Consider the following 19,697-nt stretch of genomic DNA (forward strand, 5'->3'; position numbering starts at 1 on the left):
CGCTGGCCGCCGCGGCCGGCGGGCGGCGCGCGCTCGTCGTCGCCCGGGAGGGCCACGGCCGCGACGAGGAGCTGGTCCCGGGCGCGGCGCTGTCGCGCGCCGTCGGGTGGTTCACCGCCGTGCACCCGGTCCGGCTCGACGTGTCCGGTGTGGACCTCCCCGACGCGCTGGCCAGCGGGCCGGCGGCGCGCCGGGCGGTGACCGGGGTGAAGGAGGCGCTGCGCGCCGCGCCCGCCGGCACCGGCTACGGGCTGCTGCGCCACCTGGGCGGCGCGCTCGACGGGCTCGACGAACCGGAGATCCTGGTCAACTACCTGGGGCGGACCACCGCCTCGACGCGGGCCTGGGCGCCCGCCCCGGAGAACGCGGGGCTCGCGGCCGCCGCGCCCGCCGTGCTCACCCATCCGGTGGAGGTCGGCGCCATCGCCGTCGACGCCGGGCGCGGCGCCGAGCTGTCGATCACCTGGACCTGGGCAGAAGGCGTCGACGCGGCCGGCGTCGAACGCCTGGCCGACGGCTGGCTGCGGGCGCTGGGCGCGCTGGCCCGCCACGCCGCCGCGGCGCCGGCCGGGCACACCCCGTCGGACCTGCTGGCCCGGGGGCTCACCCAGGACGAGGTCGACGGGCTCGACCGGCGCTACCCCGGGCTGCGGGAGGTCTGGCCGCTGACCCCGCTGCAGGAGGGCCTGCTCTTCCACGCCGAGCTCGCCGCCTCCCGCGGCCCCGACGAGCCCGACGTCTACCACCTGCAGGTGACCACCGAGCTGCACGGCGTGGACCCCGCGCGGCTGCGCGCCGCGGCCGGGACCGTGCTCGCCCGCCACCCGCAGCTCACCGCGGTCTTCCCCCGCCGCCCCGGCGGCGACGCCGTGCAGGTCGTGCCCCGGCCGGGACCCGTGCCCTGGCGGGAGGTCGACGTCCGCGGGGCCGACGACCCCGACGGCGAGTGCGCCCGGCTGCTCGACGAGCAGCGGCAGCGCCGCTTCGCCCTCGCCGGCCCGGACCCGCTGGTGCGGCTGCTGCTGGTCCGGCTCGACGACGGGCGGCACGTCCTGGCCCTCACCGCCCACCACCTCGTGCTGGACGGGTGGTCGGTGCCGCTGCTGCTCGGCGACCTGCTCGACGCCTACGCCGCCGCCCCCGCCGCGCCGCAGCCCACCTCCGCGGCGCCCTACCGGGAGCACCTGGCCCGGCTCGCCGGGGCGGACCGGGGCGCCGCGATCGCCGCGTGGCGTGCCGCCCTGCACGGGGTGGAGGAGAACAGCCTGCTCGGCCCGGGCGCTCCGGCCGGGGTCGCCGTGCCGGTCCGGTCCACGCGGGCGCTGCCCGACGGGGTGCGGGCGGCCGCGCGCCGGGCCGGGGTGACGGTCGCGGTCCTGCTGCACACGGCGTGGGGGTTGACGCTGGCCCGCTCGCTCGGGCGCGACGACGTGGTGTTCGGGTCGACGGTCTCCGGCCGGGCGCCGGGGGCCGGGTCGACGATCGGGCTGCTGGCCACCACCGTGCCCGTGCGGGTGCGGCTGCGCGCCGCGGAACCGGTGGACGCGCTGCTGCGCCGCGTGCAGGACGAGCAGGCCGCCCTGCTCGACCACCAGCAGGTCGGCCCGGCCGACGTCGGGGCGGGGCGGGGTCGCGCATCGGACCTGTTCGACACCCTCGTGGTGGTCGAGAACTATCCCGTCGACCAGGACCGGATCGCGGCCGTGGCGGCCGGGGCGGGGCTGCGGATCGGCGCCGTCCGCACGGCCGACGCCACGCACTACCCGCTGGCCGTGGTCTTCGAGGGCACCGACGGCCCCGATGCCCGGGTGACCCTGGCCCGCCGTCCGGGGGCCGTCGACGCCGACCTGGCGGCCGCGCTGGCCGACCGGCTCGACACCGTGCTGCGCGCCCTGATCGGGGAGCCGCGCACGCCCGTCGGCGCCATCGGGGCGCTCGGCCCGGCCGAGCGCGAACGGGTGCTGCGGACCTGGAACGACACCGCTCGACCCGAGTTGTCCACGTCGGTGCCCGCGCTGCTGGCCGCCCAGCGGGCGCGCGACCCCGACGCGGTCGCGCTCGTCGACGGCGACCGCAGGCTGACCCACGCCCAGCTGGGCAGGCGGGTGGCGACCCTGGCCGCCGAACTGCGCGCACGCGGGATCGGCCCCGAGGACGTCGTCGCGATCGGGTTGCCGCGTTCGGCGGAGATGGTGGTCGGGCTGCTCGCGGTGATGGCGGCCGGCGCCGCCTTCGTGCCGCTGGAACCGGAGTGGCCGGCGAAGCGGCGCGCGGACCTGCTGGCCGAGTGCGCGGCCGCGCTGGTGCTGACCGGGCTCGGCGGCGTGGCCGACGCGCCGGTGCCGGCGCTGGCGGTCGACCTCGACCGGCTCGCCCGCGCCCCTCGGGACCTGCCGGACATCCCGATCGACGGGCGCCAGATCGCCTACGTCATGTTCACCTCCGGCTCGACCGGCCGGCCCAAGGGCGTGATGATCCGGCACGAGGCGATCTGCGCCCGGCTGGGCTGGCAGCGCGAGCTGCTCGGTTTCGGCACCCCCGACGCCACGCTGTTCAAGGCACCGCTGTCGTTCGACATCTCGGTCAACGAGATCCTGCTGCCGCTGGTCTGCGGCGGCCGGGTGGTGATCGCCGAACCGGGCGCGGAGCGCGACCCCGAGCGCCTGCTGGAGCTGATCACCACCGAGGGCGTCACCTTCGTCTACCTGGTCTCGTCGATGCTGGTGGCGCTGCTGGACGTCCTCGAAGAGGACACCGGCCGGGCGGGAACCGGGTTCGGCGGCCTGCGCCACGTCTGGTGCGGCGGCGAGGTGCTCACCCCCGAGCTGTTCGCCCGCTTCCGGGCCCGCACCGCGGTGACGCTCTACCACGGCTACGGCCCGGCGGAGACCACGATCGGGGTGTCGCACGTGATCTACCGCGACGGCGCCGACCGCATCGCCACCTCGATCGGGCGGGCCAACCCCAGCACCCGGCTCTACGTGCTGGACCCGCACCTGCAGCCGGTCGGGGTCGACGTGGCCGGGGAGCTCTACGTCGGCGGCTTCCTGGTCGGGCGCGGCTACGCCGGCCGGCCCGGGCTGACCGCGACGCGCTTCGTCGCCGACCCGTTCGGCCCGCCCGGCGGGGTGCTCTACCGGACCGGGGACGTCGTGCGCCGCGCGTCGGACGGGACCCTCGACTTCCTGGGCCGCGCCGACAACCAGGTCAAGATCCGCGGGATGCGGGTGGAGCCCGAGGAGGTCGAGGCCGTGCTGGCCACCCACCCGCGCGTCCGCGCCGCCGCCGTCCTCACCCGGGCCGACGCCACTGGCCGGCCGGCTCTGCACGGCTACGTCGCCGCGCCCGGTCTGGACGCCGCAGAGCTGCGTGCCTGGGCGGGCGGCGAGCTGCCCGCGCACCTCGTCCCGTCCGCCCTCACCGTGCTGGACGCGCTGCCGCTGACCCCGAACGGCAAGCTCGACCGGCGGGCACTGGCCGCGATCGACCCGCCCGGCGGGGGGAGCGGCGGCCCGGGCACCCCGGTCGAGGCGGTGCTCTGCGCCGTCATGGCCGAGGTGCTCGGCCGGCCCGAGGTCGGCCCGGACGACGACTTCTTCGCCCTCGGCGGCCACTCCCTGCTGCTGCTGCGGGTGCGCGCCCGCATCCGCGAGCGGCTGGGCCGCGACATCGGCATCGCGACCCTGTTCGCCGTCCCCACCGTGCGCGGCCTCGCCGCCCACGTCGAGGCGGAGCGGCCCGCCGCCGGCGCGGCCGCGCTGTCGCCGGTGGTCCCGCTGCGCCGCGGCGCGGACACCGAGCCGCCGCTGGTCTGCGTGCACCCGGCGGGCGGGATGAGCTGGCAGTACGCCGGGCTCAAGCGCGTGCTGCCGGCGCGGCTGCCGATCCTGGGCGTGCAGTCCCCGGAACTGCTCGGCGGCACCGCCCCCACCGGGTCGCTGACCGCGCTGGCCGCGAGCTACGTCGACGAGCTGCTGCGGGTGCGCCCGCACGGGCCGTTCCGGTTGCTGGGCTGGTCATTCGGTGGCTGCATCGCGCACGCCATGGCCGTCGAGCTCCAGGCGCGGGAGCACGAGATCGAGTTCCTGGGGCTGCTCGACGCCCTGCAGTTCGACCCGGCCCACGACACCGTGCCGGCCGACGAGAGCGCCGCGCTGGTCCGGCTGCTGCGCGACACCGGGTACCCGCTCGCAGGGCCCGACCGGGAGGGCCTGACGGCCGCGCGGGCCACCCGGATCGTCCGCGCCGCGGGCGGTGTGCTGGGCGGGCTCGACGAGCGCGCCGTCGCCGCCGTGGTGCGCAGCTTCGTGGCCGGGGCCCGCATGCGCGCCGGCGCCGAGTACGGCGTGATGCGCGGCGACGTCCTGTGCGTCGACGCGCTACGGGCAGACGACGGCACCCCGGCGGCCCGGCGCGCGTCGGCGGCCTGGGCCCCGCACGTCGCCGGCCGCCTCGACGTCGTCGGCGTCGAATTCCGGCACATCGACCTGCTCACCCCCGCGGCGCTCGACGAGATCGCGCCGCTGATCACCCCACGCCTGACCCTGCGGGAGGACCTGCGATGACCGACGGCCGACCGGCGCCGGACCCGGGTGCGCGATGAGCGCGCCGACCCACGACGCCCGCACCCGCGTCGGGGAACCCCTGCCGACCGCGGCCGCGCTGCGGCTCATGCGCGACCGACCCGGCCCCTTCGTCCTCTACGAGCGCGGCGGGAGCTGGTCGCTCGGGCTGGGCGCGCGGCACGAGGTGGTGGTCCGGGCCGGTGGGGTCGAGCTGCGCTCCGGCGGGGAGGTCCGGCGGCGGCTGCCGGCCGACCGGCACGTGCTGCGCCGGGTCGGGGAGCTGGCCGCCGAGGTCGGCGCGCCGGGCTCGCGGGCATACGGCTGGGCGGCGTTCGAGCTGGCCCACCTGCTGCGCGGCGGCCCGGTGGCCGCCGGGCAGCCGCTGCTGCACCTGGTCCTGCCCGAGCACGAGGTCCGGTCCGGGCCCGCCGGGACCGACGTCCGCACCGGCGATGGGACCGACCCGGCCGCGCTGGTGGCCGCGCTGACCGCCGCACCCGGGACCGCCCCGCCCGCGCCGCTGGTGGTGGACGAGCGCCAAGGCGGCGCCGCCTACCGCGCGGCCGTCGCCGCCGCCATCGACGACATCCGGGCCGGGCGGCTGCTGAAGGTCATCCTGTCCCGGGTCGTCGAGGTCGACGAGCCGGTCGACCTCGTCGCCACCTACTCGCTGGGTCGCCGGGACAACACCCCGGCCCGGTCCTACCTGCTCGACGTCGGCGGGCTGCGGGCCGCCGGGTTCAGCCCGGAGACCGTCGTCGAGGTCGGGGCCGGCGGCGAGATCAGCACCCAGCCGCTGGCCGGCACCCGCGCGCTGTCGGGCGACCGCGAGACCGACGGGCGGCTGCGCGCCGAGCTGGTCGACGACCCCAAGGAGGTCTTCGAGCACGCGATCTCCGTGCGCGACGCGCAGGCCGAGCTGACCGGGCTGTGCGCCCCGGGCAGCGTGCGGGTCGCGGAGTTCATGGCGGTCAAGGACCGGGGCAGCGTGCAGCACCTCGCCTCCCGGGTCAGCGGGCGGCTGGGCGCTGGGGTGAGCGGTTGGGACGCGCTGGGCAGGCTCTTCCCGGCGATCACCGTCACCGGGGTGCCCAAGCCGGCCGCGCTGGAGGCCATCCGGCGCCACGAGACCGAGCCGCGCGGGATGTACGGCGGGGTGGTCCTGACCGCCGACGCCGACGGCGCCCTCGACGCCGCGCTCGTGCTGCGCACGGTCTTCCAGCGCGGGGGCCGGACCTGGCTGCGCGCGGGCGCCGGGATCGTCGGGCCGTCCGATCCGGCCCGGGAGCTGGAGGAGAGCTGCGAGAAGCTGCGCAGCGTCAGCCGCTTCCTCGTGCCCGCCCGGGTCCGCGCCGAGCACACCGCACCCGTGGGAGGGAGCCGACGATGACCAGCACCGACAGCGGCTGGAGCGCCGCCGACCTGCGCGCGGCCGTCGCCGCGGCGGTCGAGGAGGACCCCGCCGACCTCGCCGCCCAGGACAACCTCTTCGAGCTCGGGCTGGACTCGATGGCGCTGATCCGGCTGGTGGCGGCCTGGCGGGCCAGCGGGACCGAGGTGGCCTTCGCCGAGCTGGCCGAGGACCCGACCCTGGCCGCCTGGAACCGGTTGCGGGTCGAGCGCGCCGGCGCCCTGACCGCCGCGACGGCGCAGGGCCCGACCGGCGATCAGCGGTCCGACGGCCCGTTCCCGCTGGCCCGGCTCCAGCACGCGTACTGGATCGGGCGCGCGCCGAGCCAGCCGCTCGGCGGCGTCGCCGCGCACCTCTACACCGAGTTCGACCGCCCGCCCGGCGCCGAGCCCCTGCGGCCCGCGCGGCTGCGGGCGGCCCTGGACGCACTGGTGGCCCGGCACGAGATGCTGCGCGCCCGGTTCACCGACAACGGCGAGCAGGAGGTCATGGCCGCGGCCGGCTGGCGCGGGCTGCGCGTGCACGACCTGACCGGCTTCGACGCCGCCGGGGTCGAGGCCCGGCTGGCCGAGGTCCGCGACGCGTTGTCGCACCAGCTGCTCGACGTCGAGCGCGGCGAGGTCTTCTCGGTCGCGCTCAGCCTGCTGCCCGGCGGCGCGACCCGGCTGCACGTCGACGTGGACATGCTCGCCGGCGACGCGGTCAGCTACCGCATCCTGCTGGCCGACCTCGCCCGGCTCTGCGCGAACCCCGACCGCCTCCCGGAACCCGTCGGGTACCGGTTCCGCGACTACCTCGCCGATCTCGGGCGCCGCCGCGCCGACCGGGTCGCGGCCGACGCGCGCTGGTGGGCCGAGCGGCTGGCCGACCTGCCCGGTGCCCCCGACCTGCCGCTGGCCCCGGAACGCCCGGGTGCGCGGGCGAGGTCGGTGCGCCGGCACGTGGTGCTGTCCGCGGCCGACAGGGCCGCGCTGTCCGCCGCCGCCCGCCGCCACGGCCTCACCCCGGCCATGGCCCTGGCCACGGCGTTCGCCGAGGTGGTTGGTGCCTGGAGCAGCGAGCCCCGGTTCCTGCTCAACGTGCCCACCTTCGACCGCGAGCCCCTGCACCCCGCGGTGGCCGACCTCGTCGGCGACTTCACCAGCTCGGTCCTGCTCGACGTCGACCTGACCGAGCCGCTCGGGTTCGCCGAGCGCGCCCGGAGGCTCCAGGCCCGGATGCACTCCGCCGCCGGGCACGTGCACTACTCCGGCGTCGAGGTGCTGCGCGACCTGGCCCGCGCCCGCGGCCAGCAGATGATCGCCCCGGTCGTGTTCACCAGCGCGCTGAGCCTGGGCGAGCTCTACGACGACACCGTCCGCGAGACCCTCGGCGAGCCGGTCTGGACGCTCTCCCAGGGCCCCCAGGTGCTGCTCGACGCGCAGGTCACCGAGTTCGGCGGCGGGCTGCTGGTCAACTGGGACCTGCGCGCCGACCGGTTCGCCGACGGGGTCGTCGACGCGATGTTCGCCGCCTACCGGCGCCTGGTCGAAGCGCTGGTCGCCGGCTCGGAGGCGGCGTGGACCGGGCCGGTGCCCGACCTGCGCCCGCCGGCCCAGGCCGCGGTCCGCGCCCGGGTCAACGCCACCGCGGCCCCGCGCAGCGGCCGGCTGCTGCACCAGGGCTTCTTCGCCCGCGCCGCCGACACCCCCGGGGCGCCGGCCCTGCTGTGGGGCCGCGACGGGGTGCTGTCCTACGGCGAGCTGGCCGAGCGCGCGCTGCGCGTGGCCGGTGCGCTGCATGCCGCCGGGACCGCGCCCGGCGACGCGGTCGGGATCCGGCTGCCCAAGGGCCCCGATCAGGTCGTCGCGGTCCTGGGGGTGCTCGCCGCGGGGGGCTGCTACGTCCCCATCGGCGTCGAGCAGCCCCCCGCGCGGGCCGGGCGCATCGTCGACACCGCCGGCGTCGGGCTGGTGCTCGGCCACGCCGACGGCGCGCCGGCGGGGGTGCGGGTCGTCGGGCCGGCCGAGACGCTGGCCGCCGCGCCGCTGGCCGCGCCCATGCCGGGCGACGAGGAGGACCGCGCCTACCTGCTGTTCACCTCCGGCTCGACCGGCGAGCCGAAGGGCGTCGAGGTCCCGCACCGGGCGGCGATGGCCACCCTCGACGACCTCGTCGAGCGCTTCGGGATCGGCGCCGCCGACCGCACTCTCGCCGTCTCCGCCCTCGACTTCGACCTGTCGGTGTTCGACATCTTCGCCCCCCTGGGCGAGGGCGGGGCGGTCGTGGTGGTGGGCGCGGACGAGCGGACCGACGCCACCCGGTGGGCGGCGCTGGTCCGCGAGCGCGGCGTGACCGTGCTCAACTGCGTGCCTGCGCTGCTGGACATGCTGCTCAGCTGCGGCGAACCGCTCGGCGACGAGCTGCGCGCCGTGCTGCTGGGCGGCGACCGGGTCGGGGTCGACCTGCCAGGCCGGTTGCGCGCGGTGCGACCCGGTTGCCGGTTCGCCGGACTCGGCGGCACCACCGAGACCGCGATCCACTCCACGGTCTGCGAGGTGCCCGACGGCGGGCCGGTCCCCGCGGACTGGCGCAGCGTGCCCTACGGGACGCCGCTGCACAACGTCGCGCTGCGGGTCGTCGACCGGCACGGCCGCGACGCCCCGGACTGGGTGCCCGGCGAGCTGTGGATCGGCGGCGAGGGCGTCGCGCTGGGCTACCGCGGCGACCCGGAGCGCACCGCCGACCGGTTCCCCGGGCACGACGGCCGCCGCTGGTACCGCACCGGCGACCTCGCCCGCTACCGCCCCGACGGCTGCGTGGAGTTCCTCGGCCGCCGCGACAACCAGGTGAAGGTCCGCGGGTTCCGCATCGAGCTCGGCGAGATCGAGGCCGCCCTCACCGCGGACGACCGGGTCGGCGACGCGGTCGCGGCCGTCGTCGGCGGCCGGCTGGTGGCCGCGGCCACCCCGGCCGGCCCGGCACCGGATCCCGACGGGCTGCGCGCGGCGCTGCGCGACCGGGTGCCACCGCACATGGTCCCCGACCGGGTCGTGCTGCTGGAGGCGATGCCGCTCAGCGGCAACGGCAAGGTCGACCGGGCCGCGGTGACCGCCCGGCTCACCTCGGCCGCGCCGCCAGCGGGCACCTCGGCCCCCCTGACCGATCCCGTGCAGCGGGTGGTGGCCCTGGTCTGGTCCGAGGTGCTCGCGGAGGCCGGCGCGCCCGTCGACGGGATCGGCGCCGACGACGAGTTCGTGGCGCTGGGCGGCGACTCCGTGCTGGCCACCGCCGTCGTCGCCCGGCTGCGCGAGGCGCTCGACAGCGCTGCGCCGTCGGTGCGGCTGCTGTTCGCCGCGCCCGGCGTCGCCGGGTTGGCCGCGGCGCTGCACGCCCGCGACGCCGCCGACGGCGAGCCGGGGCGGACCGCGCTGGCCGCCGAGATCTACCTGGAGGTGGCCGGGATGAGCGACGACGAGGTGGGCGCCGCGCTCGGCGCCGCCGACGGCACCGGGGCGGACGGGTGAGGGCCGGTACCGACCGGGCCGCAGCCCGGCGCCGGCTGCTGGAACAGCGCAGGCGGGCCGCGGGACTCGCCGCCGCGGACCCCGCCGGACCGGTGCCCCGCGACCGCGCGCACGCGGCGCCGCTCTCGCTCGCCCAGCAGCGGATGTGGGTCCAGCAGCGGTTGCACCCCGACAGCGCCGCCTACAACGTCGCGCTGCGCGTCGACCTGCACGGGCCGCTCGACGTGGCGGCGCTGCGGGCGGCGTTCACCGGGCTCGTCTCCCGGCACGAGGTGCTGCGCAGCACCGTCGAGGAGGGCCGCGACGGCGTGGCGTACCAGCGCGTGCACCCGCCCGGGCCGGTGGCGCTGCCGCTGGTGGACCTCACCGGGCACGCCCGGGCCGACGCGGAGTTGGACGCGCTGGCCGCCCGGGCGGCGGCCGGGGTCTACGACCTGACCCGGGACCCGCCGATGCGGCTGACCCTGGTGCGGCGCTCGGCAGCGCATTACGTGCTCGTGCTGGTCGTGCACCACATCGCCTGGGACGGCCTGACCTGGAACGCCATCTGCGCGGACATCGGGGCGCTGTACCGGGCCGCGGTCGCCGGAGCCCGCGCCGAGCTGCCCCCGCTGCCCCTGCAGTACGCCGACTTCGCGGCGTGGCAGCGCGGCGAGCACGGGACCGCCCGGCAGGACGCCCAGCTCGCGCACTGGCGCCGGGTGCTCACCCCGCTGCCCGAGCAGCTCGACCTGCCCACCGACCGACCGCACCCGGCGGCGCCCACCGACCGCGGCGGGCGGCTGTCACGGGTGCTCGACCCGCGACTGGTCGACGGGATCGCGCGGCTCGGCCGGGAGAGCGGCCACACCCCGTTCATGGTCGTGCTGGCCGCGGTCGGGGCGCTGCTGCACCGGCACACCGGGGCCGTCGACATCCCGCTGGGCACCGCCACCATGAACCGCGACCACGCCGACCTGCAGCGGCTGGTCGGCAACTTCGGCAACAACCTGGTCCTGCGGCTCGACCTGGCCGGACGGCCCGGGTTCCGCGACCTTCTCGACCGCGTCGCCGGCACCGCCGTGGACGCCTTCGCCCACCAGGACCTGGCCTACGACCGGCTGGTGGCGGAGCTGCGCCCGCCGCGGTCGGCCGGGCGCAACCCGCTGTACTCGGTGATGCTGCTGTTCCTCACCCAGGGCCTGCGCGGGCTCGACCTGCCCGGCATCACCAGCGCGTTCCGCGGCATCCCGAACGGCACCACCCAGTTCGACCTCTCGCTGGAGGTGTTCCTGGTGGGGCCGCGGCTGGAGGTCGAGGCCACCTACAGCGCCGAGCTGTTCGACGAGGCGACCGTCACCGCGCTGCTGGAGCGGCTGGAGCGGCTGCTCGCGGCCGCGCTGGCCGAGCCGGACCGACCGGTGGCCGACCTCGACCTGCTCATCGCCGCCGACCGGCACGCGCTGGCCGCGCTGCGGCCCGAACCGCCCCGGGCACCGGTCGCCACCACCCTGCCCGCGCTGTTCGCCGCCCAGGTGCGCCGCACCCCGCGGGCCGCCGCGGTCGGCGCCGGACCGGACCGGCTGAGCTACGCCGAGCTGGACGCCCGGGCCAACCGGTTGGCCCGGACGCTGATCGGGCGCGGCGTCGGGCCGGGCGACCTGGTCGCCGTGGTGCTCCCGCGGGCCTGCGAGCTGCTGGTCGGGATCCTGGGCGTGTTGGCCGCCGGCGCGGCGTACCTGCCGCTCGACCCGGACCTGCCGCCCGAGCGGATGCGGGCCCTGCTCGCCGACGCCGGGCCGGCCGCGGTGGTGGCCACGGCGGAGACCGCGGCGGCCGTCCCCGCGGACGCCCTGCCGATCGTCGCGGACCCGATCGTCCTCGACGATCCGGGGACCGCGGCCGCCCTGGCCACCCTCGACCCGGGCGCCGTCACCGACGCCGAGCGGACCCGCCCGCTGCGCCCCGCCGACGCCGCCTACGTGATCTACACGTCCGGCTCGACCGGCGCCCCCAAGGGCGTCGTCGTCGAGCACCGCAACGTCCTGGCGCTGCTGGAGGCCGCGCGCGACGTCGTCGAGCCCCGTCCCGACGACGTGTGGACCCTGTTCCACTCGGCGGCCTTCGACTTCTCGGTCTGGGAGATCTGGGGCGCGCTGGCCCAGGGCGCCCGGGTGCAGGTCGTGCCGCGGCCGGTCACCCGCTCCCCGGAGGACTTCGTGGATCTGCTGGTGGCCGCCGGGGCGACCGTGCTCAACCAGACGCCCTCGGCGTTCGCGGAGGTGGGCCCGGCGATCCTGGCCCGGCGGGCGGCCGGACGGCCGGTCCCGCCGCTGCGCGCGGTCGTGTTCGGCGGCGAGGCGCTGGACCCGTCGACACTGCGCGAGTGGCTCGCCGCGCACGGGCCCGACGGCCCGCGCATGGTCAACATGTACGGGATCACCGAGACCACCGTGCACGTCACCCGCACCACCCTCGACCCGGCCGCGGCCAGGGCCACCCGCAGCGTCATCGGCCGCGGGCTGCCCGGCTTCGAGGTCCACCTGCTCGATGCGGCGCTGCAGCCGGTGCCCCCCGGCGTCGTCGGGGAGCTGTACCTCGGCGGTCCGCAGGTCACCCGCGGCTACCTGAACCGGCCCGGGCTCACCGCGGCCCGCTTCGTCGCGGACCCGGTCCGCCCTGGCGCGCGGCTCTACCGCTCCGGGGACACCGCCCGGCTGCGCGACGGGCAGCTGGAGTACCTCGGGCGCGGCGACGACCAGCTCAAGGTGCGCGGCTTCCGGATCGAGCCCGCGGAGATCGTCGCGGCGCTGCTGGGGCACCCCGGCGTGGAACAGGCGGTCGTGGTCCGCCGCGACGGGGGCGGACCGCTGGTGGCCTACGTCGTCCCGTCCGGCGCGGTCGGCGAGCTGGACGTCGCCGGCGTGCGGGCCCACCTGCGGGCGCGGCTGCCAGAGCACATGGTGCCCTCGCAGGTCGTACCCGTCGCGCGGATCCCGCTGACCGCCAACGGCAAGCTCGACCGGGCGGCGCTGCCCGGCCCCGAGCCGGCGGCCGCGACGGGGCGGACCCCGGCCACCGGGGCGGAGGCGGTGCTCGCCGAGCTGTTCGCCACCGTCCTGGGCCGTCCCGGCGTCGACCCCGACGCGCCGTTCTTCGAGCTCGGCGGCGACAGCATCTCCGCGCTCCGGGTCGTGGCGCTGGCCCGCGAGCGCGGGCTGCGCATCCGCCCGGCCGACGTGTTCGACCAGCGCACGGCGGCCGGGGTCGCCGCGGCCGCGCACCCCCTGGACGACCCGGGCGCGGCGGCACCGCTCGACGGCTCCGGGGTCGGGGAGGTGCCGCTCACCCCGATCGCCGCCTGGCTGCTGGAGCGCGGCGGCCCGCTGCGCGGCTTCGCGCAGTCGGTGGTGGTCCCGGCCCCGGCCGGGCTCGACGCGGCGCGGCTGCACACCGCGGTGCAGGCCCTGCTCGACCGGCACGACCTGCTGCGGGCGCGGCTGCGCGGCACCGCCGAGCCGCGGCTCGTGGTGGCCCCACCCGAGGCGGTGGACGCGTCCGCGGTGCTCGACCGCGTGGAGTGGGACGGCGGGCCGGACGGGATCGCGGCAGCCCGGTCGGTCGCGGCCGGCATCGACCCGGCAACCGGCCCCCTGCTCCGGGTGATCTGGCTCGACGGCCACCCGACCGGGCGGCTGGTGCTCGCCGCGCACCACCTGTGCGTCGACGGCGTGTCCTGGCCGATCCTCACCGAGGACCTGCACGCCGCCCTGGCCGGCGCGGACCTGCCCGCCGTCGGGACGTCGTTCCGGGCGTGGGCCACCGGCCTCGCGGCCGCGGCGACCCGCCCGGCCCGCCGCGCCGAGCTGGACACCTGGCTCGACGTGCTCGCCCCGGGCGGGGTCCGCATCGGTGAGCGGGCCCTCGACCCCGCCCGCGACGTCGCCGGAACCGTGGTCGACACGACCGTGCGGGTGCCGGTCGCGACCAGTGAGGCCGTCCTCGGCCCGGTCGCGGCGGCCTTCCACGCCGGCCCCGACGACGTGCTGCTGGCCGCGTTCGCGCTGGCGCTGCTGCGCGGGCACCCAGCGCGGCCGCTGGTCGTCGAGGTCGAGGGGCACGGCCGGGAGGAGGCGCTGGTCCCGGGCGCCGACCTGACCCGCACGGTCGGCTGGTTCACCGCGATCCAGCCGGTCCGCCTCGACCTGGCCGGTCTCGACCTCGACGCGGCCGCCGCCGGGACCGCGGCGCTGGGCGCGGTCGTGAAGCGGGTCAAGGAGCAGCGCCGGGCCGTGCCCGACCGCGGCCGCGGCTTCGGGCTGCTGCGCCACCTCGACCCCGACGCACGCGACCGGCTGCGCGCGCGGCCCGCGCCGCAGGTCCGGTTCAACTACCTCGGCCGGTTCACCCTGCCCGGCAGCGAGGACGCCGGAGACACCGGCAGCGACACCGGGGGGTTCGGCGGGCTCGCGGTCACCGTCGACCCGGCCGTCCCGGCGACCCACGTCCTGGACGTCAACGTGCTCGCCGAGCCCACCCCGGCCGGGCCGCGGCTGGCCGCGGTGTGGTCCGCGCCGGCCGGCGTGCTCGCCCCGGACGCGGTCGCGCGCCTCGCCCGGCGGTGGGTCGAGGCCCTCGACGCACTCGCCGGGCACGTCCGCGACCCCGACAGCGGGGGCCACACGCCCTCGGACCTGACCATCAGCGGCCTCGACCAGGCCCGCGTCGACCGGCTCGAACGCCTCCTGCGGGCGCGCCGGTGAGGCGGGCGCGGGCCACGGGAGGAAGGAACACGGTGGCCACCACCACGACCGCAACGCAGATCGTCGACGTGCTCGGGATCGGCTTCGGGCCGTCCAACCTGGCCCTGGCGATCGCCCTGGCGGAGGACGCAGCCGGGCCGGACGGCCCGCGGGCGGTCTTCCTGGAGCGGCAGCCCGCCTTCGGCTGGCACCGCGGCATGCTGATCGAGGACGCCCGCATGCAGGTCTCCTTCCTCAAGGACCTGGCCACCCTGCGCAACCCCTGGAGCCGCTACAGCTTCCTGTCCTACCTGCACGACCGCGGCCGGATGAGCGAGTTCATCAACACCCAGAACTTCTTCCCCACCCGCCTGGAGTTCCACGACTACCTGGAGTGGGCCGCGGCCGGTGTCGCCGAGCGGGTCCGCTACGGCACGGAGGTGCGCGCGGTCTCGCCGGTCGGCACCGGGGCCGCCGCGCGGTGGGAGGTGCGCACGGCCACTCCCGACGGCGAGGCCCGCTACCTCGCCAGCGACGTGGTCGTGGGGACCGGGCTCGCGCCGCACCTGCCGCCCGGGGTCGACCTCGACGACCGGGTCTGGCACAACAGCGACCTCGTGCACCGGGTCCGCGCGCTGGCCGGCACGCGGCCGCGGCGGTTCGTGGTGGTCGGCGCCGGGCAGAGCGCCGCGGAGTCGGTGGACTACCTGCACCGCAGCTTCCCGTCGGCGGAGGTCTGCTCGGTGTTCGCCCGCTACGGCTTCAGCCCGGCCGACGACAGCCCGTTCGCCAACCGGATCTTCGACCCGCGCGGGGTCGACGACTACTTCGACGCCCCGCAGCCGACGAAGGACCGGCTGATGGCCGACCACCGCAACACCAACTACTCGGTGGTCGACCCCGAGCTGATCCGGTCGCTGCACGACCGGCACTACGCCGAGCGGGTCGAGGGCCGGGAGCGGCTGCGGTTCCGCAACGTCTCGGCGGTCACCGCCCTGCACCGCGGCGACGACGGGGTCCGGGTCGCGGTCCGGTCGGACCTGGACGGGCAGGAGACGGCACTGGCCGCCGACGCGGTCGTGTTCGCCACCGGCTACCGCTCCGGCGACCCCGCCCGCTTCTTCGGGGCCGGCCCGCGGTGGCGCCGCGACGCGCTCGGCCGGCTCGCGATCTCCCGCGACTACCAGCTGCTCGACGAGGACGCACCCCCCGACCCGCCCCGGCGCGTGTTCGTGCACGGCGCCACCGAGCACACCCACGGCATCGGCTCGGCGCTGCTGTCCAACGTGGCGGTGCGGGCCGGGGAGATCGCCCGGGCGCTCGTCGAGGGCCACCGCGCGCGGGCCGCGCGCGACCTGGACGAGCTGGTGACCGTCCCCGAGGAGCCGGCGCGCAACGGGCGGGCCCGGTGAGCGCGCCCGCGTCGCGGCTGCCGGCCGGTGCCTTCACGCCCTGGCCCGACGAGGCCGTGCGGCGCTACGTCGCCGAGGGGTACTGGGGCGAACAGGCACTGGGCGAGCTGCTGCGGGAGTGGGCGGCCCGGTCGCCCGGAGCGACCGCCGTGGTCGCCGACGACCGCCGGCTCAGCTACGCCGAACTGGACCGCGAGGCCGACGCGGTGGCCATGGGGTTCGCCGCCCGCGGCATCGCGCCCGGCGACCGGGTGCTCGTGCAGCTGCCCAACTGCGCGGAGTTCGTCACCGTCCTGTTCGGGCTGCTGCGCTGCGCCGCGGTACCGGTGCTGGTGCTCCCGGCGCACCGGCGCTCGGAGGTCGAGCACCTCGCCCGGCTGTCCGAGGCCGTGGGCTGCGTGGTGCCCGACCGGTTCCAGGGCTTCGACCACCGGCCGCTGGCCGAGCAGGTGCGCGCCGCCGTGCCCGGGCTCGACCTGGTCGTGGTCGTGGGCGACCCCGGCGGGGCGACTCCGTACACCGACCTCGTCGGCGCGACCGCGGCCACCGACCCGCTGCCCGTTCCCGACGCGGCCGAGGTCGCGCTGCTGCTCGTGTCCGGCGGCACCACCGGCGCGCCCAAGCTGATCCCGCGCACCCACCGCGACTACGCCTACAACGCGCTGGCCGCGGCGCGGGTCTGCGACTTCACCGCCGCCGACGCCTTCCTGGTCTGCCTGCCGGCCGGGCACAACTTCCCGCTGTGCTGCCCAGGGATCCTGGGCACTCTCGCCGTCGGCGGCACGGTCGTGCTGACCCGCACCCCGACGCCCGACGCGGTCTTCGGGCTGCTGGAGCGGGAGCCGGTCACGGTGACCGCGCTGGTCCCGCCGCTGGTCCGGCTGTGGGCCGACGCCGCCGGGGATTGGTCCGGGCGCGCGCGCAGCGCGCTGCGGCTGCTGCTGGTCGGCGGGGCCCGGCTCGACCCGTCCCTGGCCGACCGGGTCGGCACCGACCTCGGGTGCGCGCTGATCCAGGGCATCGGCATGGCCGAGGGCCTGCTCGCCTACACCCGCCCCGACGATCCGCCCGAGCTGGTCAGGGCGACCCAGGGCCGGCCGATCTCGCCGGCCGACGAGGTCCGGGTCGTCGGCCCGGACGGCACCGACGTCGCCCCGGGCGCGACCGGTGAGCTGTGGACCCGCGGCCCCTACACGCTGCGCGGCTACTACCGCGCCCCCGAGCACAACGCCCTGGCGTTCACCCCCGACGGCTTCTACCGCACCGGCGACCTGGTGCGGGTGCTGCCGTCGGGGCACCTGGTCGTCGAGGGCCGGATCAAGGACGTGATCAACCGGGGTGGGGAGAACGTGTCGGCCGCCGAGCTGGAGGAGCACCTGCTCGACCACCCCGACGTCGTCGACGTCGCCGTGGTCGGCCTGCCCGACGACGTGCTGGGCGAGGTCGTGTGCGCGGTGCTGGTGCTCGCCGAGGGCGCGCCCGAGCCCCGCCCCAAGGACGTCACCCGGTTCCTCGGCCGGCGCGGGCTGGCCCGGTTCAAGCTGCCGGACCGGGTGGTGTGCCGGCGCGCGCTGCCGCTGACCGCGGTGGGCAAGCCCGACAAGCGGGCACTGGTCGACCGCTACGGCCGCGGGGCGGTGCGCCGGTGAGCGCCGGATCCGCGGCGGCCCGGGCGCTGCCCCGGGAGCCGACGGCGCACCCGGACGCCGATCCCGGCCCGGCCGCGCTGATGGACTGTCTGATGGGGTTCGTGCGCACCCACGCGCTGCGCGCCGCGCTGGCCGCCGGGCTGCCCGAGGCGCTGGGCGAGCGCGCGATGAGCGCCGCGGAGCTGGCTGCGGCGTGCGGCACCGAGCCGCGGGCGATGCTGCGCCTGGCGCGCTGCCTCGCCGAGGCCGGGACGCTGGTGCAGACCGCCGACGGCCGGTTCGCGCTCAGCGCGTGGGGCCACGGGCTGCGCGCCGGCGTGCCCGGCTCGGCCAGGGCCTACATCGAGTACGTCGTCGACCACGTGGCGCCCTCCGCCCGCCACCTCCCCGAACTGCTGCGCTCGGGGCGCGCCGGGGCGCCGTTCGAGCGGGAGAACGGCCGGGACTTCTTCGCCCACTTCGCCGGCGATCCGACCGCAGGCGCCGCCTTCGACGCCGCCATGGCCGCCACCCTCGCCGCGGTCCGGGCCGCGGTCGTCGAGCAGGACTGGGCCGGGGTGGCCAGCGTGGTCGATGTGGGCGGGGGCAACGGCAGCCTGCTCGCGGCCCTGCTCGGCCGGCACCGTCACCTGCGCGGGGTGCTCGCCGAGCAGCCGCACGTCCTGCCCGGCGCCGCGCGGGTCCTCGACGCCGCCGGCGTGACCGGGCGCGTCCGGCTGCAGGAGTGCGACTTCTTCACCGCGGTCCCGGCGGGCGCCGACCGCTACCTGCTGGCCCGGGTCCTGCACGACTGGGACGACGGGTCGGCGCTGCGCGTACTCGCCGCGGTCCGCGCCGCGCTGCCCCCGCACGGCCGGCTGCAGGTCGTCGAGCTGGTGCTGGGCCGCGACAGCGGCTGGACGATGGCCTACGACCTGATGATGGGGATGCTGCTGCCCGGGCACGAGCGCACCGCCGCGGAGTGGCGCGCCCTGCTGGGCGAGGCCGGGCTGGTGCTGGAACGGATCGACCCGGCGGGGTGGCGCGGCAGCATCCTGACCTGCCGCGCCGCCCCCACGGAGCCGGGGCTCAGAGCTTGAGGGCCTGCTTCAGCGGCGGCACGATCCCCTCCACGGCGTAGGGGGTCGCCAGCGGCGACGGGAACGCCAGCGCGACGCCCACGGTGAAGTCCAGCGGGAAGTACGCGCCCGATGAGACCGCGCTCAGCCGCTGGAACAGCGGGTTCGCCTCCAGCGCCGCCTGGTCGGCCGGGGTGGCGTAGCTGACCATGACCACGTCGGCGTCCAGCGTCGAGATCTGCTCCTCGCCCACCTGGGCGCGACCCTTGGTGGTCGACTCGGGCAGCGCGGCGACGGCGGGGGCCAACTCCATCCCCAGCTGGGTCAGCACGGTCGCGGCCGCGTCGGAGCCCAGGACGGTGTAGACGGTGCCCGAGTAGACGACGCTGAAGCTGAACGTCCGGCCCGCCAGGCCGGGGTTGGCCGCGGCGGCGTCGCGGACCGCGGCCTCGGCCTCGGCGATCACCCCCGCGGCCTCGTCCTCGACGCCGAGCGCCGTGGCGATCCGCCGGGTGCTCTCCTGCCAGGTGTCGGTGTTCTGCGCCTCGGCGTAGGAGACCGTGGGAGCGATCCGGGAGAGCTGCTCGTAGTGCTCGGCGAGAGCGTAGTCGTCCACCGCCAGGATCACGTCGGGGTCCAGCGCGGCGATCGACTCCAGCGGCGGCTGGCCGGTGGTCATGTCGACGAGCTCGGGCTGCTCGCCGCCCAGCACCGGCTCCACCCATGGCGCGACCCCGCTGGGGAACGAGGCGGCCTTCGCCATCCCGACCGGGGTCACGCCGAGGGCGAGGGCGATGTCGGTGTCGCGCTGCAGCCCGACCGTGACGACCCGCTCGGGCTGGGCCGGGATGGTCGCGGCGCCCTCCTTGCCCGCCACGGTGACCGGGAAGGTGCTGGCCGCGGAGGGCGCGGCCTCCGCGGGGGCGGGTGCGCCCTGCCCGCCGTCCTGGCCGCCGCCCTGCCCGCAGCCGGCGAGCAGGGCGGCCGTCACCGCCACCGCGACGAGTCCTCGCCGCCGGGGATGCGCTGTCGAAACCGTCGCCGTCGGAACTGCCATGGTCGTCTCCGATGTGAGGTGTCGCGGGGGCGGATGCCAGTCCGCGGTGGGGGGGGTACGGGGGACGCGGCTACCGGGCCGGGGCCGCGGTCGCCGACCACGCGGCCCAGAGCTCGGCGTAAGGGCCGCCCCTGGTGAGCAGGTCGAGGTGCGCGCCGGCCTCGAGCACGCGCCCGCCGTCGAGGACGACGACGTGGTCGGCCGCCGCGGCCTGGTCCAGCCGGTGGGCGATCACCAGTGCGGTGCGGCCGGCGAGCGCGGCGGCCGTCGCCGCGCGCCGGACGCCGGCGGCCGCGCTGCCTGCCTCGGCGGTCGCCT

Annotated in this window: 8 protein-coding genes and 1 pseudogene; 7 read left to right on the forward strand and 2 right to left on the reverse strand. The window is 77.6% G+C overall.

Annotation, left to right across the window (positions count from 1 at the left end):
* From KIK08_RS27510 to KIK08_RS27540, 7 genes are all read left to right on the forward strand, one after another.
* Nucleotides 1-4,565, forward strand: a 4,565-nt coding sequence (locus KIK08_RS27510) for a non-ribosomal peptide synthetase (protein WP_214406173.1), incomplete at its 5' end; no start/stop codon positions are given.
* A gap of 34 nt (nucleotides 4,566-4,599) precedes the next feature.
* Entirely contained in the window at nucleotides 4,600-5,955 is a 1,356-nt protein-coding gene (locus KIK08_RS27515; RefSeq protein WP_214406174.1) for a salicylate synthase, read from the forward strand.
* Complete coding sequence (locus KIK08_RS27520) at nucleotides 5,952-9,482, forward strand: non-ribosomal peptide synthetase (RefSeq protein WP_214406175.1); 3,531 nt, start codon at nucleotides 5,952-5,954, stop codon at nucleotides 9,480-9,482. Before KIK08_RS27515 ends, KIK08_RS27520 begins: the two co-directional genes overlap by 4 nt.
* Complete coding sequence (locus KIK08_RS27525) at nucleotides 9,479-14,224, forward strand: non-ribosomal peptide synthetase (protein ID WP_214406176.1); 4,746 nt, start codon at nucleotides 9,479-9,481, stop codon at nucleotides 14,222-14,224. Before KIK08_RS27520 ends, KIK08_RS27525 begins: the two co-directional genes overlap by 4 nt.
* A gap of 32 nt (nucleotides 14,225-14,256) precedes the next feature.
* Nucleotides 14,257-15,615 (forward strand): lysine N(6)-hydroxylase/L-ornithine N(5)-oxygenase family protein, encoded by a 1,359-nt coding sequence (locus KIK08_RS27530; protein WP_214406177.1) that lies wholly within the window; start codon nucleotides 14,257-14,259, stop codon nucleotides 15,613-15,615.
* Nucleotides 15,612-17,264, forward strand: coding sequence for a (2,3-dihydroxybenzoyl)adenylate synthase (locus KIK08_RS27535; protein ID WP_308257933.1), 1,653 nt, complete (start codon nucleotides 15,612-15,614; stop codon nucleotides 17,262-17,264). Before KIK08_RS27530 ends, KIK08_RS27535 begins: the two co-directional genes overlap by 4 nt.
* Entirely contained in the window at nucleotides 17,261-18,343 is a 1,083-nt protein-coding gene (locus KIK08_RS27540) for a methyltransferase (protein ID WP_214406178.1), read from the forward strand. The genes KIK08_RS27535 and KIK08_RS27540 overlap by 4 nt, the downstream gene beginning before the upstream one ends.
* Here KIK08_RS27540 and KIK08_RS27545 read toward each other — a convergent pair.
* Complete coding sequence (locus KIK08_RS27545) at nucleotides 18,333-19,319, reverse strand: iron-siderophore ABC transporter substrate-binding protein (protein ID WP_214406179.1); 987 nt, start codon at nucleotides 19,317-19,319, stop codon at nucleotides 18,333-18,335. The two genes, KIK08_RS27540 and KIK08_RS27545, sit on opposite strands and share 11 nt — an antisense overlap.
* A 130-nt stretch (nucleotides 19,320-19,449) precedes the next feature.
* Nucleotides 19,450-19,697: pseudogene (locus tag KIK08_RS27550) on the reverse strand (ABC transporter ATP-binding protein); the annotation flags it as partial.

Source organism: Pseudonocardia lacus (assembly GCF_018531445.1).
Taxonomy (GTDB): domain Bacteria; phylum Actinomycetota; class Actinomycetes; order Mycobacteriales; family Pseudonocardiaceae; genus Pseudonocardia; species Pseudonocardia lacus.

What these genes read in the sequence shown, in the direction of transcription:
- KIK08_RS27515 (WP_214406174.1), top strand. Translation starts at nt 4,600, where the DNA reads ATGAGCGCGCCGACCCACGACGCCCGCACCCGCGTCGGGGAACCCCTG.
- KIK08_RS27520 (WP_214406175.1), top strand. Translation starts at nt 5,952, where the DNA reads ATGACCAGCACCGACAGCGGCTGGAGCGCCGCCGACCTGCGCGCGGCC.